This window comes from Halomonas sp. HMF6819, from assembly GCF_044335525.1.
In the GTDB taxonomy this organism is placed as follows: Bacteria; Pseudomonadota; Gammaproteobacteria; order Pseudomonadales; family Halomonadaceae; genus Vreelandella.
In genome coordinates, this window is sequence record NZ_JBIQVY010000001.1 from 547,413 (window position 1) to 561,864 (window position 14,452).

At 62.4% G+C, this 14,452-nt stretch carries 17 protein-coding genes; 5 read left to right on the plus strand and 12 right to left on the minus strand.

Annotation, left to right across the window (positions count from 1 at the left end):
* Position 1: 1 nt before the first annotated feature.
* On the plus strand, positions 2-1,015 hold the full coding sequence (gene cmoB / locus ACGLWX_RS02560; protein WP_396237058.1) for a tRNA 5-methoxyuridine(34)/uridine 5-oxyacetic acid(34) synthase CmoB: 1,014 nt from the start codon (positions 2-4) through the stop codon (positions 1,013-1,015).
* A 3-nt stretch (positions 1,016-1,018) separates the two neighbouring features.
* Here the strand turns inward: cmoB and ACGLWX_RS02565 are convergent, their stop codons facing one another.
* The 9 genes from ACGLWX_RS02565 to ACGLWX_RS02605 all read right to left on the minus strand — a co-directional run bounded on the left by ACGLWX_RS02565 (position 1,019) and on the right by ACGLWX_RS02605 (position 8,881).
* Complete coding sequence (locus ACGLWX_RS02565; RefSeq protein WP_396237060.1) at positions 1,019-1,693, minus strand: zinc metallopeptidase; 675 nt, start codon at positions 1,691-1,693, stop codon at positions 1,019-1,021.
* Positions 1,694-1,805: 112 nt separating this feature from the next.
* Positions 1,806-2,876, minus strand: a complete 1,071-nt coding sequence (locus ACGLWX_RS02570; protein WP_396237062.1) for an App1 family protein — start codon at positions 2,874-2,876, stop codon at positions 1,806-1,808.
* Positions 2,877-2,938: 62 nt separating this feature from the next.
* The gene (locus ACGLWX_RS02575; protein WP_396237064.1) at positions 2,939-3,502 is read right to left on the minus strand and encodes a type 1 glutamine amidotransferase domain-containing protein; all 564 of its coding nucleotides are present in this window, start codon (positions 3,500-3,502) and stop codon (positions 2,939-2,941) included.
* Positions 3,503-3,712: 210 nt separating this feature from the next.
* Complete coding sequence (gene cysN, locus ACGLWX_RS02580) at positions 3,713-5,146, minus strand: sulfate adenylyltransferase subunit CysN (protein WP_396237066.1); 1,434 nt, start codon at positions 5,144-5,146, stop codon at positions 3,713-3,715.
* Position 5,147: 1 nt separating this feature from the next.
* On the minus strand, positions 5,148-6,110 hold the full coding sequence (gene cysD / locus ACGLWX_RS02585) for a sulfate adenylyltransferase subunit CysD (protein WP_396237068.1): 963 nt from the start codon (positions 6,108-6,110) through the stop codon (positions 5,148-5,150).
* 183 nt (positions 6,111-6,293) lie between these two features.
* A complete protein-coding gene (locus tag ACGLWX_RS02590) occupies positions 6,294-7,031 on the minus strand; it encodes a metallophosphoesterase (RefSeq protein WP_396237070.1) in 738 nt (245 codons plus the stop codon).
* The gene (locus tag ACGLWX_RS02595) at positions 7,031-7,477 is read right to left on the minus strand and encodes a DUF1249 domain-containing protein (RefSeq protein ID WP_252107437.1); all 447 of its coding nucleotides are present in this window, start codon (positions 7,475-7,477) and stop codon (positions 7,031-7,033) included. The genes ACGLWX_RS02590 and ACGLWX_RS02595 overlap by 1 nt, the downstream gene beginning before the upstream one ends.
* Entirely contained in the window at positions 7,470-8,159 is a 690-nt protein-coding gene (locus tag ACGLWX_RS02600; RefSeq protein WP_396237072.1) for an NUDIX domain-containing protein, read from the minus strand. Before ACGLWX_RS02600 ends, ACGLWX_RS02595 begins: the two co-directional genes overlap by 8 nt.
* Positions 8,160-8,239: 80 nt before the next feature.
* Positions 8,240-8,881, minus strand: a complete 642-nt coding sequence (locus ACGLWX_RS02605) for a TRAP transporter TatT component family protein (protein ID WP_252107435.1) — start codon at positions 8,879-8,881, stop codon at positions 8,240-8,242.
* A 185-nt stretch (positions 8,882-9,066) separates the two neighbouring features.
* Here ACGLWX_RS02605 and greB point away from each other — a divergent pair, with 185 nt between their 5' ends.
* The 4 genes from greB to ACGLWX_RS02625 all read left to right on the plus strand — a co-directional run bounded on the left by greB (position 9,067) and on the right by ACGLWX_RS02625 (position 11,773).
* Complete coding sequence (greB, locus tag ACGLWX_RS02610; protein ID WP_252107434.1) at positions 9,067-9,600, plus strand: transcription elongation factor GreB; 534 nt, start codon at positions 9,067-9,069, stop codon at positions 9,598-9,600.
* An 83-nt stretch (positions 9,601-9,683) separates the two neighbouring features.
* Positions 9,684-10,043: a helix-turn-helix transcriptional regulator gene (locus ACGLWX_RS02615; RefSeq protein ID WP_252107433.1), complete on the plus strand. Its 360-nt coding sequence runs from the start codon at positions 9,684-9,686 to the stop codon at positions 10,041-10,043.
* On the plus strand, positions 10,040-10,456 hold the full coding sequence (arsC, locus tag ACGLWX_RS02620) for an arsenate reductase (glutaredoxin) (RefSeq protein ID WP_252107432.1): 417 nt from the start codon (positions 10,040-10,042) through the stop codon (positions 10,454-10,456). Before ACGLWX_RS02615 ends, arsC begins: the two co-directional genes overlap by 4 nt.
* A gap of 6 nt (positions 10,457-10,462) precedes the next feature.
* Complete coding sequence (locus ACGLWX_RS02625; RefSeq protein WP_396237074.1) at positions 10,463-11,773, plus strand: arsenic transporter; 1,311 nt, start codon at positions 10,463-10,465, stop codon at positions 11,771-11,773.
* A gap of 6 nt (positions 11,774-11,779) precedes the next feature.
* On the opposite strand, the gene ACGLWX_RS02630 is transcribed toward ACGLWX_RS02625, so the two are convergent.
* From ACGLWX_RS02630 to ACGLWX_RS02640, 3 genes are all read right to left on the minus strand, one after another.
* Positions 11,780-12,505, minus strand: a complete 726-nt coding sequence (locus tag ACGLWX_RS02630; protein WP_396237076.1) for an SIMPL domain-containing protein — start codon at positions 12,503-12,505, stop codon at positions 11,780-11,782.
* A gap of 84 nt (positions 12,506-12,589) precedes the next feature.
* Positions 12,590-13,576, minus strand: coding sequence for a methyltransferase (locus ACGLWX_RS02635; protein WP_396237078.1), 987 nt, complete (start codon positions 13,574-13,576; stop codon positions 12,590-12,592).
* A 38-nt stretch (positions 13,577-13,614) separates the two neighbouring features.
* Positions 13,615-14,418, minus strand: coding sequence for a methyltransferase domain-containing protein (locus ACGLWX_RS02640; protein ID WP_396237080.1), 804 nt, complete (start codon positions 14,416-14,418; stop codon positions 13,615-13,617).
* Between the last annotated feature and the right edge of the window lie 34 nt (positions 14,419-14,452).

Sequence of the window (14,452 nt, forward strand, 5' to 3'; positions counted from 1 at the left end):
CGTGGCCACCCCGCTACCCGACGACCACCAGGCGCTCTACCGGGCATTTCTCGACCAGGCCGCTCAAAACGACGCTCTACTCCCTTGGCTTGCGCGCCTGCCCGAGCAGCTCGCCCAGGGCCTGGATAAAAAGCGCCATGGCGACCTTTCCGCTTGGGAAAAAGCGGTCAAAAAGCTGCCGCCCCTGCCCCAAATGCGAACGGTCGATCTCAACGCCGATTCGCTCACCGTGGACGTGGCGCTCGACGAAAGCCAGCGCCGCCAGTGCTTTAACCTTTTAAAGAAGCTCGCCCCTTGGCGCAAGGGCCCGTTCACGCTTGGCGGCATCGACATCGACACCGAGTGGCGCTCGGACTGGAAATGGCAGCGCGTGGCGCCGCACCTGTCGGATCTTCAATATCGCAAGGTGCTGGATGTCGGCGGTGGCAGCGGCTATCACGCCTGGCGCATGGCCGGCGCAGGAGCGACCTTCGTGCTGGTGATCGACCCATCGCCGCGGTTTTACTGGCAGTTTCAGGCGGTGCGCCACTTCGTTGGCGATGCCGATGGCAACCGCACCCACTTTCTACCGGTGGGCATCGAGGACGTGCCGGAAAACCTGGGGTTTTTCGATACCGTCTTTTCCATGGGGGTGCTGTACCACCGCGCCTCGCCCTTCGAGCATCTCAACCAGCTAAAAGCCGCGCTGGCTCCCGGCGGCGAGCTGGTGCTGGAAACCCTGGTGGTGGAAGGCGACGAGCAGACGGTGTTCGTTCCCGGCGAGCGCTACGCGGCGATGCCCAACGTCTACTTTCTCCCCTCTTCGAAAGCGTTATGCCACTGGCTCGAACGCTGCGGGTTCACCAACGTGCGTGTCGTCGATGAATCGCCGACGAGCCTCGATGAGCAGCGCTCCACCGAGTGGATGACCTATCAGTCGTTGGCGGATTTTCTCGACCCCGAGGACCAAACGCGCACCATCGAAGGCTACTCGGCCCCGCGTCGTGCGGTGGTCATTGCCAATAAGTCAGGCTAACACTCAGCGGCGTAGAATCATTAGCCAACGGCCCAGATTCAGGATACTGGCGAGCGAAGCCGCCACGTAGGTGAACGCGCAGGCGGTGAGCACGTGGCGGGCGCCATTCATGTCAGAAGGCGGGACATACTCTTTTAGAAGCGGCAGGGCCCGGTTGAAGCTGGCGTCGAACTCCACCGGCAGCGTAACTAGATGCACCACCGCGGCGGTGCCAAAGCTGATCACCGCAACGACAATGACGGCGGCGAGCCCGCCGGGCAGGCGCGTGAGAAGAAACAGAAACGGCGCGGCCATCATCAACAGCGCGCCGAGTTTCTCGGCTTTTTGCGCTACGCCGACCATACGGCTTCGGGCAATCAGCGGCGCATAGCCCTCGGCATGTTGTAGGGCGTGGCCTACCTCGTGAGCGGCCACCGTCACGGCGGTAAGCGAGCGGCCGTTGAAGTGATCCGCCGAGAGCCGCACCACGCGGTCGATCGGGTCGTAGTGATCGCCCTGCTCGCTCACTTCCACACCGACACCGTTCAAATCGAAGCGGCGCAAAAGATGGCTGGCAAGCTCGGCGCCGGTGCCGGGGTAGTCATCGCGCCCTTTGGTGTGGCGCTTCAGTACCCATTGCGCCCAGAGGTTGGGCAGGAGAAAAATAGCCAGCGCCAGCGCGATCAGCAGTACGATCATGGTCGGATTTCCAGGTCAGCCGCCGGGTGATTGACCGTTGTACCATGACCGCGCCTGGTGTGCACTGGCGGTGGTTAGTGTGCAAAGCTGCTGCGACATTTACTGACGGGGATTACAGGCTCGCTTCCTGCGCTTCTTCCTTGCGATGCTCGCGCACGTCGCGCTTGACCGCCTCGAGCCCGCGGGCGGAGATGCGGCCCTGCTCGTAGGCGTGCTCCGCCATCAGCACGCTGTCGGCGGCTAGGATCAGATCACAGTCGCTGCCCTTGAGCTCGTCGCGCAGGCGCTGGATCGCTTCCTGACGCTTGGGGTCCTTGTCCACTCGGCGAATATAGACCGCCTTGATGCGCCCTGGATAGGCCTTGACCACCTCGGTGTAGACTTCCGGATCGTGCTGGCCGCTGTCGCCGATCAGCACGCAGGGCATGTCGTCATAGAGCGTAAGCATGCGGTCGATCAGGTCGCGCTTGTGATCCTCGGCCTTGCGCGGCCAGGGTTTGCGCCAAGAGATACCCCATTCGCGTAGAAACAGAATCGGACCGACCGGAATGCGGTTGAGCTGAAAAAAGGTTTCGAGCATTTCGTAAATCGCCCAAGGTCCGCGGGAAACGTACAAAATGGGCCGTTCGGCCTTGTCGCTTTTGCCGCGATAGAGCGACTGATAGAGCGACGCGACGCCGGGAAACGCGGTACGACGGTGGGGTTTGCGCACGAACAGCCGATAAAGCATCTTCAGCTTTTCCGCCACGCCGGTAAACATGACGGTATCGTCGATATCGCTGATCACCAGCAGATCCGCTTCCGGCGGCGGCACGTAAACTTCCGCGCTAGTACGCATGGGCGGGTGCCCTTCGGCGCGCACGAGAATATCGGCGCGATGCCAGGACACATCGATGGGAAGATCGTGTTCAATGGGAATATGAGCGTCGAAATAGCCATCGCGATCGGTGATCAGCGACAGCGCGTTTTCACCGATACAAATTTCGACCTGCGCCTCCTTGAAGCCGCGGCGAAAAATGCGTCGAGCCACGTCAGCGGTATCACGTAAAATGCCGCGCCGGGGAATGGCGCGGCCGAGTGCCGCCTGTCGAAAGACGCGGCCCATGACGAAGACTTCCTTTTGCGAACCGTAGCCGCGGTAAGGATGAACGACCATCCCCCCGCGGCCACTATCGCGCTTCATGGGCTTGGCGACGACGTGGACAAGCCGCTTAACGAAGCTTGCCCACGGGCTATACCATGGCATCAGGCGTGCTGGCCCGAGTGCTTGCCTTCCTGAATTTCTTCGAGAAGCTTGGAGCAGAAGGCGTCGAGGTCTTTCGGCGTACGGCTGGTGACCAGCGCTTCGTCGCAGACGACGGCTTCGTCGACCCAGTTCACGCCGGCGTTTTTCAGATCCAGAGCGATGCTGGGTACCGAGGTCATCTTGCGACCGTCGACCACGCCTGCGTTGATCAAAATCCAGGGTGCGTGGCAGATCGCGCCGACCGGTTTACCGGCCTGGAAGAACGCCTTGACGAAGCTCAACGCGTCGTCGTTGGTGCGAAGCTCGTCCGGGTTGAACAGACCGCCCGGCAGCATCAGGGCGTGGTAGTCGGACTCGGAAACGTCCGATAACGCCTTGTCGGCCTCGTAGGTATCGCCCCACTCGGTTTCGGCCCAAGCACGGATGCCTTTGCCGTCCGGCGTCACGATGTGAACTTCGATGCCATTTTTTTGCAGCGACGCGCGCGGCACGCTGAGCTCGGACTCTTCGAAACCGTCCGCGGCCAGAATCGCGACGCGTTTAGCATTCAGTGCTTGACTCATCGTGCTCTCCTTTTCGTGATGAACGTACCTTGGTGACACTGCGTTGCGCCATCTCCTACAACGCCTATCAAGTGTGGCTTATTCTGTACAATCGTCAAGCGCTCAAACCACTTAAACCGCGCCACCACCTCGTTATAAGTTGTACAAAAAAAGCCGGCCCTGTGCAAAAACGGGGCCGGCTTTAGCGCCTGAAACGAGCGCCTGCTTGCGTTAAAACAGCTTGCTGACGTCGCGGGCGTCCCAGTGCGGGAAGTGTTTACGCACCAGCGCGTTCAAATCGCGCTCGAAGGCGGCCCAGTCGGTGCCCTGATCCTGCTCGTTTTGGGCAGCCACGCCGCGAATCATGCCAGCCCCGACGGTGACGTTGGTCAGCCGGTCGATGATGATGAAGCTGCCGGTACCCGGGCTTGAGCGGTAGTCATCGAGCGGAATGCTCGCAGTGAGCTCGACTTCGCAGCGGGCGATCGCATTGAGTTCGAGCTGCTCGGCCGGATACTGCGCCAGCGTATTGACATCGACCTGATAGTCGATCGCGCGCACCTGGCCCGAGAGATCTCGGGTGGCGAGCTTGAAGTCATAAAGCTTGCCCGGCGTGAGCGCGTCTTCGTGCATCCACACGATGTCCGCCTTGAACGCGTTGGAAAGCGCGATATCGGCGTGCGCATCCACCAGCCAGTCGCCGCGGGAGATATCGATCTCGTCGTCGAGTGTCACGGTGATCGCCTGGCCTGGGTAGGCGGCGCTCAGATCGCCATCATATGTGACGATGCGCTCGACAGACGATGTCTTGCCCGAGGGCAGCACCTTCACTCGGTGGCCCGGGCGCAAAATGCCTGCGGCGAGCGTGCCGCAGTAACCGCGAAAGTCGAGATTGGGCCGGTTGACGTACTGCACCGGCAGGCGCAAATCGGTCAGATTCTGGTCCATGGTCAGCTCGACGCTTTCCAGAAGCTCGATCAGCGTGCGGGACTCGTAGCCGGGGCCGAAGTACCAGGGCGTCTGCTCGCTTTTGTTAACCACGTTGTCACCGGTCAGCGCCGACAGCGGCACGAAGCGGATGTCCGGGGCGTTCAGGTTGGTGGCAAATTGCTGGTACTCGCGCTTGATCTCGTTGAAGCGCTCTTCGGAGAAATCGACCAGATCCATCTTGTTGACCGCAATCACCAGGTGCTGAATACCGAGCAGGTCGGCAATGAAGCTATGGCGCTTGGTCTGGGTCTGCACGCCGTAGCGAGCGTCGATCAAAATCACCGCCAGGCTCGCCGTGGAGGCGCCGGTGGCCATGTTGCGGGTGTACTGCTCGTGACCCGGCGTATCGGCGATGATGAACTTGCGCTTGTCGGTGGAGAAAAAGCGGTACGCGACATCGATGGTGATGCCCTGCTCGCGCTCGGACTGCAGCCCATCGACCAAAAGCGCCAGGTCCACGGTATCACCGGTGGTGCCGCTGGTTTTGGACGCCTGGGTGATCGCGGCGAGCTGGTCCTCGAAAATCATCTGCGAGTCGTGAAGCATCCGCCCGATCAGCGTGGACTTGCCGTCGTCGACGCTGCCGCAGGTGATGAAGCGCAACAAGTCCTTGTTCTCGTGCTCCTGCAGGTACTGCTCGATGTTGTCGGCGATCAAATTCGACTGGTGTGCCATGTTAGAAGTACCCCTCGCGCTTTTTCTTCTCCATCGACCCGACCTGGTCGCGGTCGATCGCCCGGCCGCTGCGCTCGCTGGTGCGGGTCAGCAGCATCTCCTGGATGATCTCGGGAAGCGTGGCCGCCGTGGACTCCACCGCCCCCGTCAGCGGGTAGCAGCCCAGCGTTCTGAAACGGACGGATTTCTGCTCCGGCACTTCGCCCGGTTCCAGCGGCAGGCGCTCGTCATCGACCATTACCTGCATCCCGTCGCGCTCGACGATCGGGCGCGGGGCGGAGTAGTAAAGCGGTACGATCGGGATCGACTCCAAATAGATGTACTGCCAGATATCGAGCTCGGTCCAGTTGGAAAGCGGGAAAACGCGAATCGACTCGCCCTTGTTGACCTTGGCGTTATAGGTGTTCCAAAGCTCCGGGCGCTGGCTCTTGGGATCCCAGCGGTGGTACTTGTCACGAAACGAGTAGACCCGCTCTTTCGCCCGCGAGGCCTCTTCGTCACGGCGCGCCCCGCCGAAGGCGGCGTCGAAGCCGTACTTGTCCAGCGCCTGCTTGAGCGCCTGGGTCTTCATGATGTCGGTGTACTTGGCGCTGCCGTGATCGAAGGGGTTGATGTTCGACGCCCGCCCCTCTTCGTTGGTGTGCACCAAAAGCTCCATACCCGCTTCACTGGCCATTCGGTTGCGAAACTCGATCATTTCGCGAAATTTCCAGGTGGTATCCACGTGCAAAAGCGGGAACGGCGGCGGGCCCGGGTAGAAGGCCTTGCGCGCCAGGTGCAGCATGACCGAGGAGTCCTTGCCGATGGAGTACATCATTACCGGATTGCTGAACTCGGCGGCGACTTCGCGAATGATATGGATCGATTCGGCTTCGAGCTGTTTGAGGTGCGTCTGGCGCGCACTGTCGATCGCCACGGTGGGCGTGCGCCGTTCATCGACCGGCGCAGCGGTAATCTGGGTCATTGCCTACTCCCTCTCTAAGCACCGGGGTGCTCGCTAACGGTGCCTGCAAACGGTGTTTGCCTGATGATCGTCACTGCGGGTAGGGTAACGCCGAAAAGTAATAACCTGAAAGAATTAATAACTATCTTTTTATTCTTTAAAACACTATAGGAGCATAAAAAGAGGTGCGCTTAACGCAGTGATCTACATGCCGACCCGCTCGATCCAGGTCTGCCACTCGCCGCCGGTGCGAAGCTCCACTACCCGGTACCCGGGTCTCGAGGCTTGGTCGACGGCGAACTCGAGGGCGCCGGGCATGAACTGATCCGCCAGCGCCGGGCAGCCATACACCGACACCGAGTGATCGACAAGCGTACGCGTCTGCGCGAAGGCCTGATGGGCGTGGCCAAACAGCACGAGGTGAACTTGAGGAAAGCGCTCGAGCGCCTGCCAAAAGGCGTCGCGGTCGGACAACCCGATAGCATCCATCCACGCGGCGCCCACGTCGACCGGCGGGTGGTGCAGGCCGATCACCGTGGGCTGCTCGCTCGATTCGAGCCGCTCGACGAGCGCCTCGAGCTGCTCGGCACCCAGCTCCCCGTGCGGTTTGCCCTCGACGCGCGTATCGAACAGTAGAAGCCTCCACTCGCCAAGGTCGACTTCGCTCAAAAGCGGGTGGCACTCGGCCATGAACTCGACTTGATCGTGGTTGCCGGGAATCCAGAACCAGGGGCACGGCAGGCGCGCCAGTGCGTTGCAGGCGTGCTGGTAGGAGGCCAGCGTTTCGTCCTGGCTAACGTCGCCGCTTAAAAGCACCACGTCCGGGCGCTCACGGATAACCGCCTCCAGCACGCGCTCGAACTGACGCCAGGGGACGCCGGTGCGCGAGCGCGCGCGTTTATCGGCGTAAAGGTGGGCGTCGGTGATCTGGATCAGGCGCATCAAGGATACTCGGGGATATCGTAGGCGTGGCCGTGGGTCAGCCCGTGGGCCAGCCACTCGCCCAGAAAACGGTTGAGCTGCAGCTTCTCATCCGGCTGGTGCATTTTGGCATTGGGGTAGCGGTAACGCCCGTTGAAGTGGCGCTCGCGCTGAAAGTCGGTGACCTCGGCCATGCGCACGTCGTGATAGAGGTGCACGCGCATTTTGGGCCCGTCCAGCACGCCGTCAAGCGGCCCGCTCTGGGTTACCTCGACCATCGTGGTGTAAGGGGCCTGCTCCAGCACGGCCAGGTGCAGCACACCAAGCTCCCGCCCGTCGCTGTGCAGAGTGATATCGCGCTGCTGGCCGGCGTCCATATCGCCCACCAGCCGCAGCAGGCGCGCGTAATTGGCGCTGCACTCCCCTTGCAGAGATTTAAGGTCGGTGACGTAGGCGGCTCTAGCCATCTTCGCTCCTTTCGAATTCTTGGGTCGCGGGGGCCTTGGCGGTGGCGCGCAGCGAGGCGCGCTGGCCATTCAGCCAGTGAAGCCCGATCAGGCACATGGCATTATCGAGTCGGCCCTGCTCCAAAAGCGCCCAGGCATCGGTAAAACTGACCACGTGAACGCGGATATCCTCGTGCTCTTCATCAAGGCCATGAATACCGCCCATGCCGGCGGTGTCGACCAGCCCGCAAAACAGCGTTACCCGCTCGTTGCAGGCGCCTGGGCTTGGATAGTAGGTGTGAAGTTTGGTCAGCGCGCCCACTTTGCAACCCGCCTCTTCCTGGGATTCACGCCGGGCCACGTCCTCGAGGGACTCGTTCTTTTCGACCAGCCCCGCTACCAGCTCGAGCTTCCAGGGCGAGCGCGGATCATCGATGGCGCCGGCGCGAAACTGCTCGACGAGCACCAGCGCGTCGCGATGCGGGTCATAAAGCAGCACGCCCACCGCGTCGAAACGGCTATGAATCTCGCGGCGCATGGCGGTGCTGTAGCCGCCCTCGAAAAGACGGTGGCGCAGCGTCAGCTCCTCGAGCCGGAAAAACCCTTGATAGAGCGTTTCCCGCGTCTCGAGCTCAACATCGGCACGTGTGAGTTCGGGGGCCGCAAGCTTGCTCGCCTGCGGCGACGTAAGGCTGGACGCCATAAGGCACTCCCGGTTGGCACAATCGCTCTATTATCAATGCTCGGTGCCGGGAATGCCAATTTGGGCGAGTTAGCGCGGGCTTACAGCGTCTGGAGAAAGGCCTGAGCTTCGCGGCGCAGCGCCTCATCGGAAAGCTGGCGGTTTTCGCGGGCGGTGCCTTCTACCGCGCGGGTGGCGTACTCGCGGGCGCCCTGGGTGTCGCCCTCTTCTTTCAGAAACGCCGCGTAGTAGAAGTTGACGTCGATGCCGTCCGGGCGGATTTCGAGCGCGCGCTGGAACATGCGCTCGGCGGTGTCGCTGTTACCGAAACCCAGCGGCCTGCCCGGCGCGCGGTCATAGAGCGCGCCCAGCGTCACGTAGGCCGAGGCGTTGCTCCCTTGGGGGTCGAGCTCGATGGCACGCTCGAGCACGGCCCGCGCCTCTTTGGCGGTGCCCAGCGCCCCGAGCCCACCGCGTTCGCGCGCGTAGGATGCCAAAATGATGCCCTGCCACACCAGCACATCCGCCTCATTGGGGTTTTGGCTTGCGAGCGTCTCGGCTTCATCACTCAAAGCCTCCAGCGTGCTCTGGCGCTGGTTCGCCGGAAGCTCCGTCACGGTATGCTCCCAGCGGTTCTTGAGCGAAAAGAGTTCGTCCTGGTAGGCGCTAACGGTGAGCGGCGAAAGCGCGAGCGCCCCGCCAAGGGTCAATGCCAGCAGCCAGCGAGAAGTATGCGTGCGCATGAAAAGCTCCTTGGTTGTTTTTATTGCCTGATCGAGGCAGCCATCGGGCGGCCCAAACGGGCGCCCTGTCGAATAATGTAACGAACGTTTGAATGACTCGCCAGCGCTTTGCCTAGGATAATGCGATTGGGCGCATCAACACTTTCGATTAAGCTTGGGCACTAACACGCAAGGAGTGAATCGCGATGAAAGGCCGCAACATGACCCGCTGGCGCGACCCGGCCAAGGACCCGCGCCAGGAGCCCAAGAGCAACCTGATCACTGCTCAGGGCGCCGAGCGCCTGCGCGGTATTCTCGACCACCTTTCGCGGGTGAAGCGCCCGGCGCTTTCGACCAAAGTGGGCGAAGCCGCCGCGCTTGGCGACCGTTCGGAAAACGCCGACTACACCTATAACAAGAAAGAGCTCAACCGGGTGATCGCGCGCATCCGCTACCTGACCAAGCGCCTCGACGAGCTGCAGGTGGTCGACCGCCTGCCGGCGAACACCGACAAGGTCTTCTTCGGCGCCTTCGTCAGCCTCGAAGATGACGACGGCGAAGCGCTCGATATTCGTATCGTCGGCCACGACGAGATCGACACCCAAAAGCGCTGGATCAGCGTCGACTCGCCCATGGCCAAGGCGCTGCTGGGCAAGGAAGAAGACGATGAGATCACCGTCCAGACGCCCACCGGCGAGGCGTTCTACACCGTGACTGGCGTTCGCTACGCCAACCCCTGACTACAAACGCGAACCGCGCCATCGGTTCGTGAACATTCAATGACATGCTTGCCAACGCATAATATGTCCATAATACTGGACACATGGAAATAAACGATGCCACCTCAAGTTTTAGCGCGCTCGCCCAGCCCACTCGGTTGGAGGCTCTGCGTCTGCTGCTACGTCACGAGCCCGAGGGCCTAGCGGCGGGAGAACTCGCCCGGCGGCTGAACGTGCCCCACAACACGCTCTCAGCCCACCTTGCGATACTCGGTCGGGCGGGCTGGGTCAGTTCGCACCGCGAAAGCCGTTCGATCATCTATCGCGCAAGCCCTGGCCATATGCAACGCGTGGTCGCTTTCCTGATCGGCGACTGCTGCAACGGCGACCCCGCCCTCTGCGCGCCGCTCATCGATACCCTGACGACCTGTTCATCGCCCTCAACGAAGGAGCCAACACCATGACGTCCCTGATCTACCATAACCCCGCTTGCGGTACCTCGCGCAACACGCTGGCCATCATGCACGCCAGCGGCGAACACCCCGAGGTGATCGAGTATTTGAAAACGCCGCCCAGCCGCGAACGACTTTGTGATTTGATCGCTCAGATGGGCATTTCTGCGCGCGAACTGCTGCGTGCAAAGGAGACACTGTGTAAAGAGCTTGGCCTGGACGACCCCGCCCTCGATGACGCGGCGCTGATCGACGCCATGATCGAACACCCCCTTTTGATCAATCGCCCCATCGTCGTGACCGACAAGGGCGCGCAGCTTTGCCGCCCCTCCGAGCGCGTTCTGGCGCTTCTCGCGCGCCCCGTCGCTTCCTTCACGAAAGAGGACGGCGAGCGAGTGACCACCTCTTTCAAAGCCAGCGAGTAGGCCCATATGGTGGCACTTGCGATTTTTATCGCCACGCTGATTCTGGTCATCTGGCAGCCCCGGGGGCTTGGCATTGGCTGGAGCGCGCTGGGCGGGGCGCTGGTGGCGCTGGCGACCGGTGTGGTTGGGCTAACGGACGTGGGTGTCGTCTGGGCCATCGTTTGGGATGCGACGTTCACTTTCGTGGCGCTGATCATCATTTCGCTTTTGCTCGACGAGGCCGGCTTCTTCGCCTGGGCGGCGCTTCACGTGGCGCGCTGGGGCAATGGCCGGGGGCATCTGCTGTTTCCGCTGGTGGTCGTGCTGGGCGCGTTCATCGCAGCTTTTTTCGCCAACGATGGCGCGGCGCTGCTGCTTACCCCCATTGTGATCGCGATTTTACTGCGCCTTGATTTTTCGCCCCCCGCGGCGCTGGCCTTCATTATCGCCACCGGGTTCGTCGCGGACACCACGAGCTTACCGCTGGTGATCTCCAATTTGGTCAACATCGTCACCGCCAACTACTTCGGCATCGGTTTCGACCGCTACGCCCAGGTCATGGTGCCGGTCAATTTGGTATCGCTTGCGGCCACGCTGGGCGTGCTCTGGATCGCGTTCGGGCGCCGGATACCGGCCAGGTATTCAGTGGAAAAGCTCGAAGCGCCGCACGCGGCGGTGAAGGACCCGCTGGTGTTCAAGGCCGCGTTTCCGCTTTTGGCGCTGCTCATGGCGGCCTATTTCGTCACTGCGCCGCTCGGCGTGCCCATTGCGCTGGTCACCGGCGCGGCAGCGCTTTCGTTGATGGTGTTGGCCGGGCGCTGGTGGCGAGGCGGCCAGGGAGCCAGCGTGTCCGTTACTCACGCGCTGCGCGGCGCGCCGTGGCAAATCGTGCTGTTTTCGCTGGGCATGTATCTGGTGGTGTACGGGCTGGGTAACGCGGGTCTCACTGACTACGGCGTACAGGCGCTGGAGTGGCTGGCGCTGCAAGGCCATTTAGTGGCTACGATCGGGACCGGCTTTTTGGTCGCCCTCGTGGCGTCAGTGATGAACAATCTGCCCTCTACCCTGGTGGCGGCGCTGGCGATCGACCAGGCCGAGCTTCCAGGACTGACCCAGGAACTCATGATCTACGCCAGCGTCATCGGCAACGACCTGGGACCGAAGTTTACGCCCATCGGTAGCCTCGCGACGCTGCTCTGGCTGCACGTGCTCGCGGGCAAGGGGTACCGGATCGGCTGGGGGCAGTACATGAAGGTAGGGCTTTTGATCACCCCGCCGGTGCTGTTGGCAACGCTTTTGGCGCTGGCGCTGTGGCTGCCAAGGCTACCGGCGGGCTGATGCTAGCTACTCAAGGGCGTAGTCGACGGTGGTGACCACGCGCACGCGCTTGATCTGCGGGGTGTAGCTGTCGAGATCTTCGATCGAAAAGTAGCCCTGGGTGGCGCTGGTGATACCGCCCACCGCGCTTTGGGAGTCCTCGGCGAACTGCTGAGCGGCGCTTCTGGCATCCGCCGTGGCCGCTGCGATCATCTCCGGCTTGATCGCGTCGAGCCCAGTGAACAGAAACTCGGTGCGGTACTCGTAGCTCGGCGAGAGCAGCACGCCGTCGCGCACCAGTCGCGTCGCCTCGGGTACCGCCTCGATGACCTCCTCTACCCGCTCGGTGCGAAGTAAAAGCGTCGCCTCGGCGCTAAAGCGCTCGTCCGGGCGCTCGCCGCCGTAGGTGTTGGCGTACTGGTCGGTGATGCGCGCCGGCGTCATGCTGATGTCGCTCGAATCGAAACCGCGCTCAGCCAAAAAGTCACGCACCCGCGCCTCGTCCTCGGAAAGATGATGTTCGAGTTCGGCCAGGGTGTTGGCGGTAACCGTATAGTTGAGCGGCCAGAGCACCAGGTCGGCGGGCACCTCCCGCTCGGCGAGTCCACGTACGGTGACGCTGCGCGACGAGTGCTGCCACACCTCGGCGGCGCTTTTCAGGTAGCTACCGCCCCAGCCAAGGCCCAAGGCCACGAGCCCGCCCAGCGCCACCGCGCTTGCCAGCGCTCCGATACCGCGCGTTTTCAACGCCATGCGTCACTCCTTACAGGATTAAACACGTTACGATCGCTCTTGGACCGCAGAATGACCCAAAAGCGCCGCGCAGGCCCCTAAAAATCACGCTCCCGCACGGTAGACTCTGAAGCGGCGGTTATCCGCCAGCGTCTCGAACTCGCCCATCGCGCGCTTTAAAAGCTCCGGGTAAGGCAAAAAGCCGTTAGCCACCAACACGAGCTCGCCGCGCGGGTTAAGGTGCTCGCGGGCCTTTTCGATCAGACGGGCGCTCGGCCCGTAACTGATATCGCGCTCCTGGTGAAACGGCGGGTTGCTGACGATCAGATCGAAACGCTCGCCGCCTATGGCCGAGTAGACGTCGCTTTCGAGCACTCCCGCCGAGAGCGTATTGGCCGCAAGCGTCCGGTCGGTCGCCTGAACCGCGAAGGCGCTGACGTCGACGGCGGTCACCTCACAGCCGCGCTTGGCAAGCCAAGCGGTGATGATGCCGTCGCCGCAGCCCATGTCGAGTACGCGCAGCGGCGTTTTGAACCCGCGCGCATCGAGAGCTTCGAGCAGCAGCGTGGTGCCCTCGTCCACCTTGCCGTGGCCGAACACGCCTGGGTGGCTAGCAAGCGTCAGCTCACCGGCGGCGAAGGTCGTCCAGGCGGCGTCCGGATCATTGAGCATCTTGGTGCGCGTGGAGTAAAGCGAGCAGCGCCGGGCGTTATCGAGTTTGTCCCACGTCAAGCCACGCTCATCGAGCCACTTGGGCACGCGCTTGATGCCGCCCTGATGCTCGCCGACGATATCGACGGCGGTGCCTTCGGGCAGCACCTGGCAGAGCCAGTCGAGCCACCAAAGTCCAAGCTGATGCGCCTTGGGCCAGAACAGCACTACCTGGCCGTCGAGTTCGATATTTGGCGCGAACGGGCTAAACGCCGCCTTTTGGTGGGCCTGCCAGACATCTCGCAGGGCGACGCTGTCGCTGACCATGCTGGCGCTTTGCTGAACGAGCCACTCGTCGCGCCCGGGAGCAACCGGGCACAGCGCGGTTTGATCGCCGTAGTAGCGCTGTAGAAGCTGGCAAGCGGGAAGTTGGGCACTCATGAATCGGCCTCGGGTTGGGTCAATGGCTTGATCACTGATTAGGTCAATGGTTTGGTCAACGTGTAGAGCAAATAGCGCCCCAGCCGCCAGTGCGGCTCGGCGCGGCAGTACGCTTTTTCCAGCGCCAAAAGCGTGGCCTGCTCCGCCTCGTTGACCGGGGGCTTGCGCAGGTAGTCCTGAAAGATGCGGATACCCGCCGCCTGTGAGAGCGAAAGGCCGTTCTCTTCGGCCCAGGCACTGATTTGTTCGTGCGTCACCGGCGAGATCGGCGTCAGCCGCTGGCGCTTGCCTTTGCCTTCGAGCCGGTCGCTGAGCGCCTTTTCCAGGTTCCCCTTCACGGCGTTGGAAAAGCGCAGCGCGTCGCGGTTGAAAACCATGAGACTCAGCTGGCCGCCGGGGGCCAGCAGCCCGGCCAGCGTTTTAATCGCGCCTTGCGGCTCGCCCAGCCACTCGAGCACCGCGTGGCAAGTGATCAAAGGCCAGGGGCCGGGCGCCTCGAGCGCCAGCGCCTGAAGCGGGGCCTGAAGGTACTGGATGGCGCCGTCAAAAATCGCGTCGCGCTCGGCGTGCCAGCGCCGGGCGTAGTCGAGCATGTCGCCGGAAGGCTCGGCCAGCGTTACCCGGTGGCCGCGCTCGGCGAACCAGGCCGCCTGCTGGCCAAGGCCGCCGCCGACGTCAAGCACCGGCTGGGCATCGAGGGTCAACATCTGCGGCAGCAGGTGATCGAGCATTTTCAAGCGCAGCTCGCCGCGCGGGGCGTGATAGAGCGCGCGGGAGAACTTCTCGGTCATGCCGTCGAAGTAGCGATCGCCCGCCCCGGTCAATTCATAATGTGAGTGCATAGTCCAAGTACATAGTTTGACTGCATAAATTCCG

Excerpts from the sequence above, each read along its gene's own strand:
- ACGLWX_RS02615 (WP_252107433.1), top strand. The coding sequence starts at position 9,684 with ATGGAAATAAACGATGCCACCTCAAGTTTTAGCGCGCTCGCCCAGCCC.
- arsC (WP_252107432.1), top strand. The coding sequence starts at position 10,040 with ATGACGTCCCTGATCTACCATAACCCCGCTTGCGGTACCTCGCGCAAC.
- cysN (WP_396237066.1), bottom strand. The coding sequence starts at position 5,146 with ATGGCACACCAGTCGAATTTGATCGCCGACAACATCGAGCAGTACCTG.
- ACGLWX_RS02640 (WP_396237080.1), bottom strand. The coding sequence starts at position 14,418 with ATGCACTCACATTATGAATTGACCGGGGCGGGCGATCGCTACTTCGAC.
- cysD (WP_396237068.1), bottom strand. The coding sequence starts at position 6,110 with ATGACCCAGATTACCGCTGCGCCGGTCGATGAACGGCGCACGCCCACC.
- ACGLWX_RS02635 (WP_396237078.1), bottom strand. The coding sequence starts at position 13,576 with ATGAGTGCCCAACTTCCCGCTTGCCAGCTTCTACAGCGCTACTACGGC.
- ACGLWX_RS02595 (WP_252107437.1), bottom strand. The coding sequence starts at position 7,477 with ATGGCTAGAGCCGCCTACGTCACCGACCTTAAATCTCTGCAAGGGGAG.
- ACGLWX_RS02600 (WP_396237072.1), bottom strand. The coding sequence starts at position 8,159 with ATGGCGTCCAGCCTTACGTCGCCGCAGGCGAGCAAGCTTGCGGCCCCC.
- ACGLWX_RS02605 (WP_252107435.1), bottom strand. The coding sequence starts at position 8,881 with ATGCGCACGCATACTTCTCGCTGGCTGCTGGCATTGACCCTTGGCGGG.
- ACGLWX_RS02590 (WP_396237070.1), bottom strand. The coding sequence starts at position 7,031 with ATGCGCCTGATCCAGATCACCGACGCCCACCTTTACGCCGATAAACGC.
- ACGLWX_RS02630 (WP_396237076.1), bottom strand. The coding sequence starts at position 12,505 with ATGGCGTTGAAAACGCGCGGTATCGGAGCGCTGGCAAGCGCGGTGGCG.
- ACGLWX_RS02565 (WP_396237060.1), bottom strand. The coding sequence starts at position 1,693 with ATGATCGTACTGCTGATCGCGCTGGCGCTGGCTATTTTTCTCCTGCCC.
- ACGLWX_RS02575 (WP_396237064.1), bottom strand. The coding sequence starts at position 3,502 with ATGAGTCAAGCACTGAATGCTAAACGCGTCGCGATTCTGGCCGCGGAC.
- greB (WP_252107434.1), top strand. The coding sequence starts at position 9,067 with ATGAAAGGCCGCAACATGACCCGCTGGCGCGACCCGGCCAAGGACCCG.
- ACGLWX_RS02625 (WP_396237074.1), top strand. The coding sequence starts at position 10,463 with ATGGTGGCACTTGCGATTTTTATCGCCACGCTGATTCTGGTCATCTGG.
- ACGLWX_RS02570 (WP_396237062.1), bottom strand. The coding sequence starts at position 2,876 with ATGAAGCGCGATAGTGGCCGCGGGGGGATGGTCGTTCATCCTTACCGC.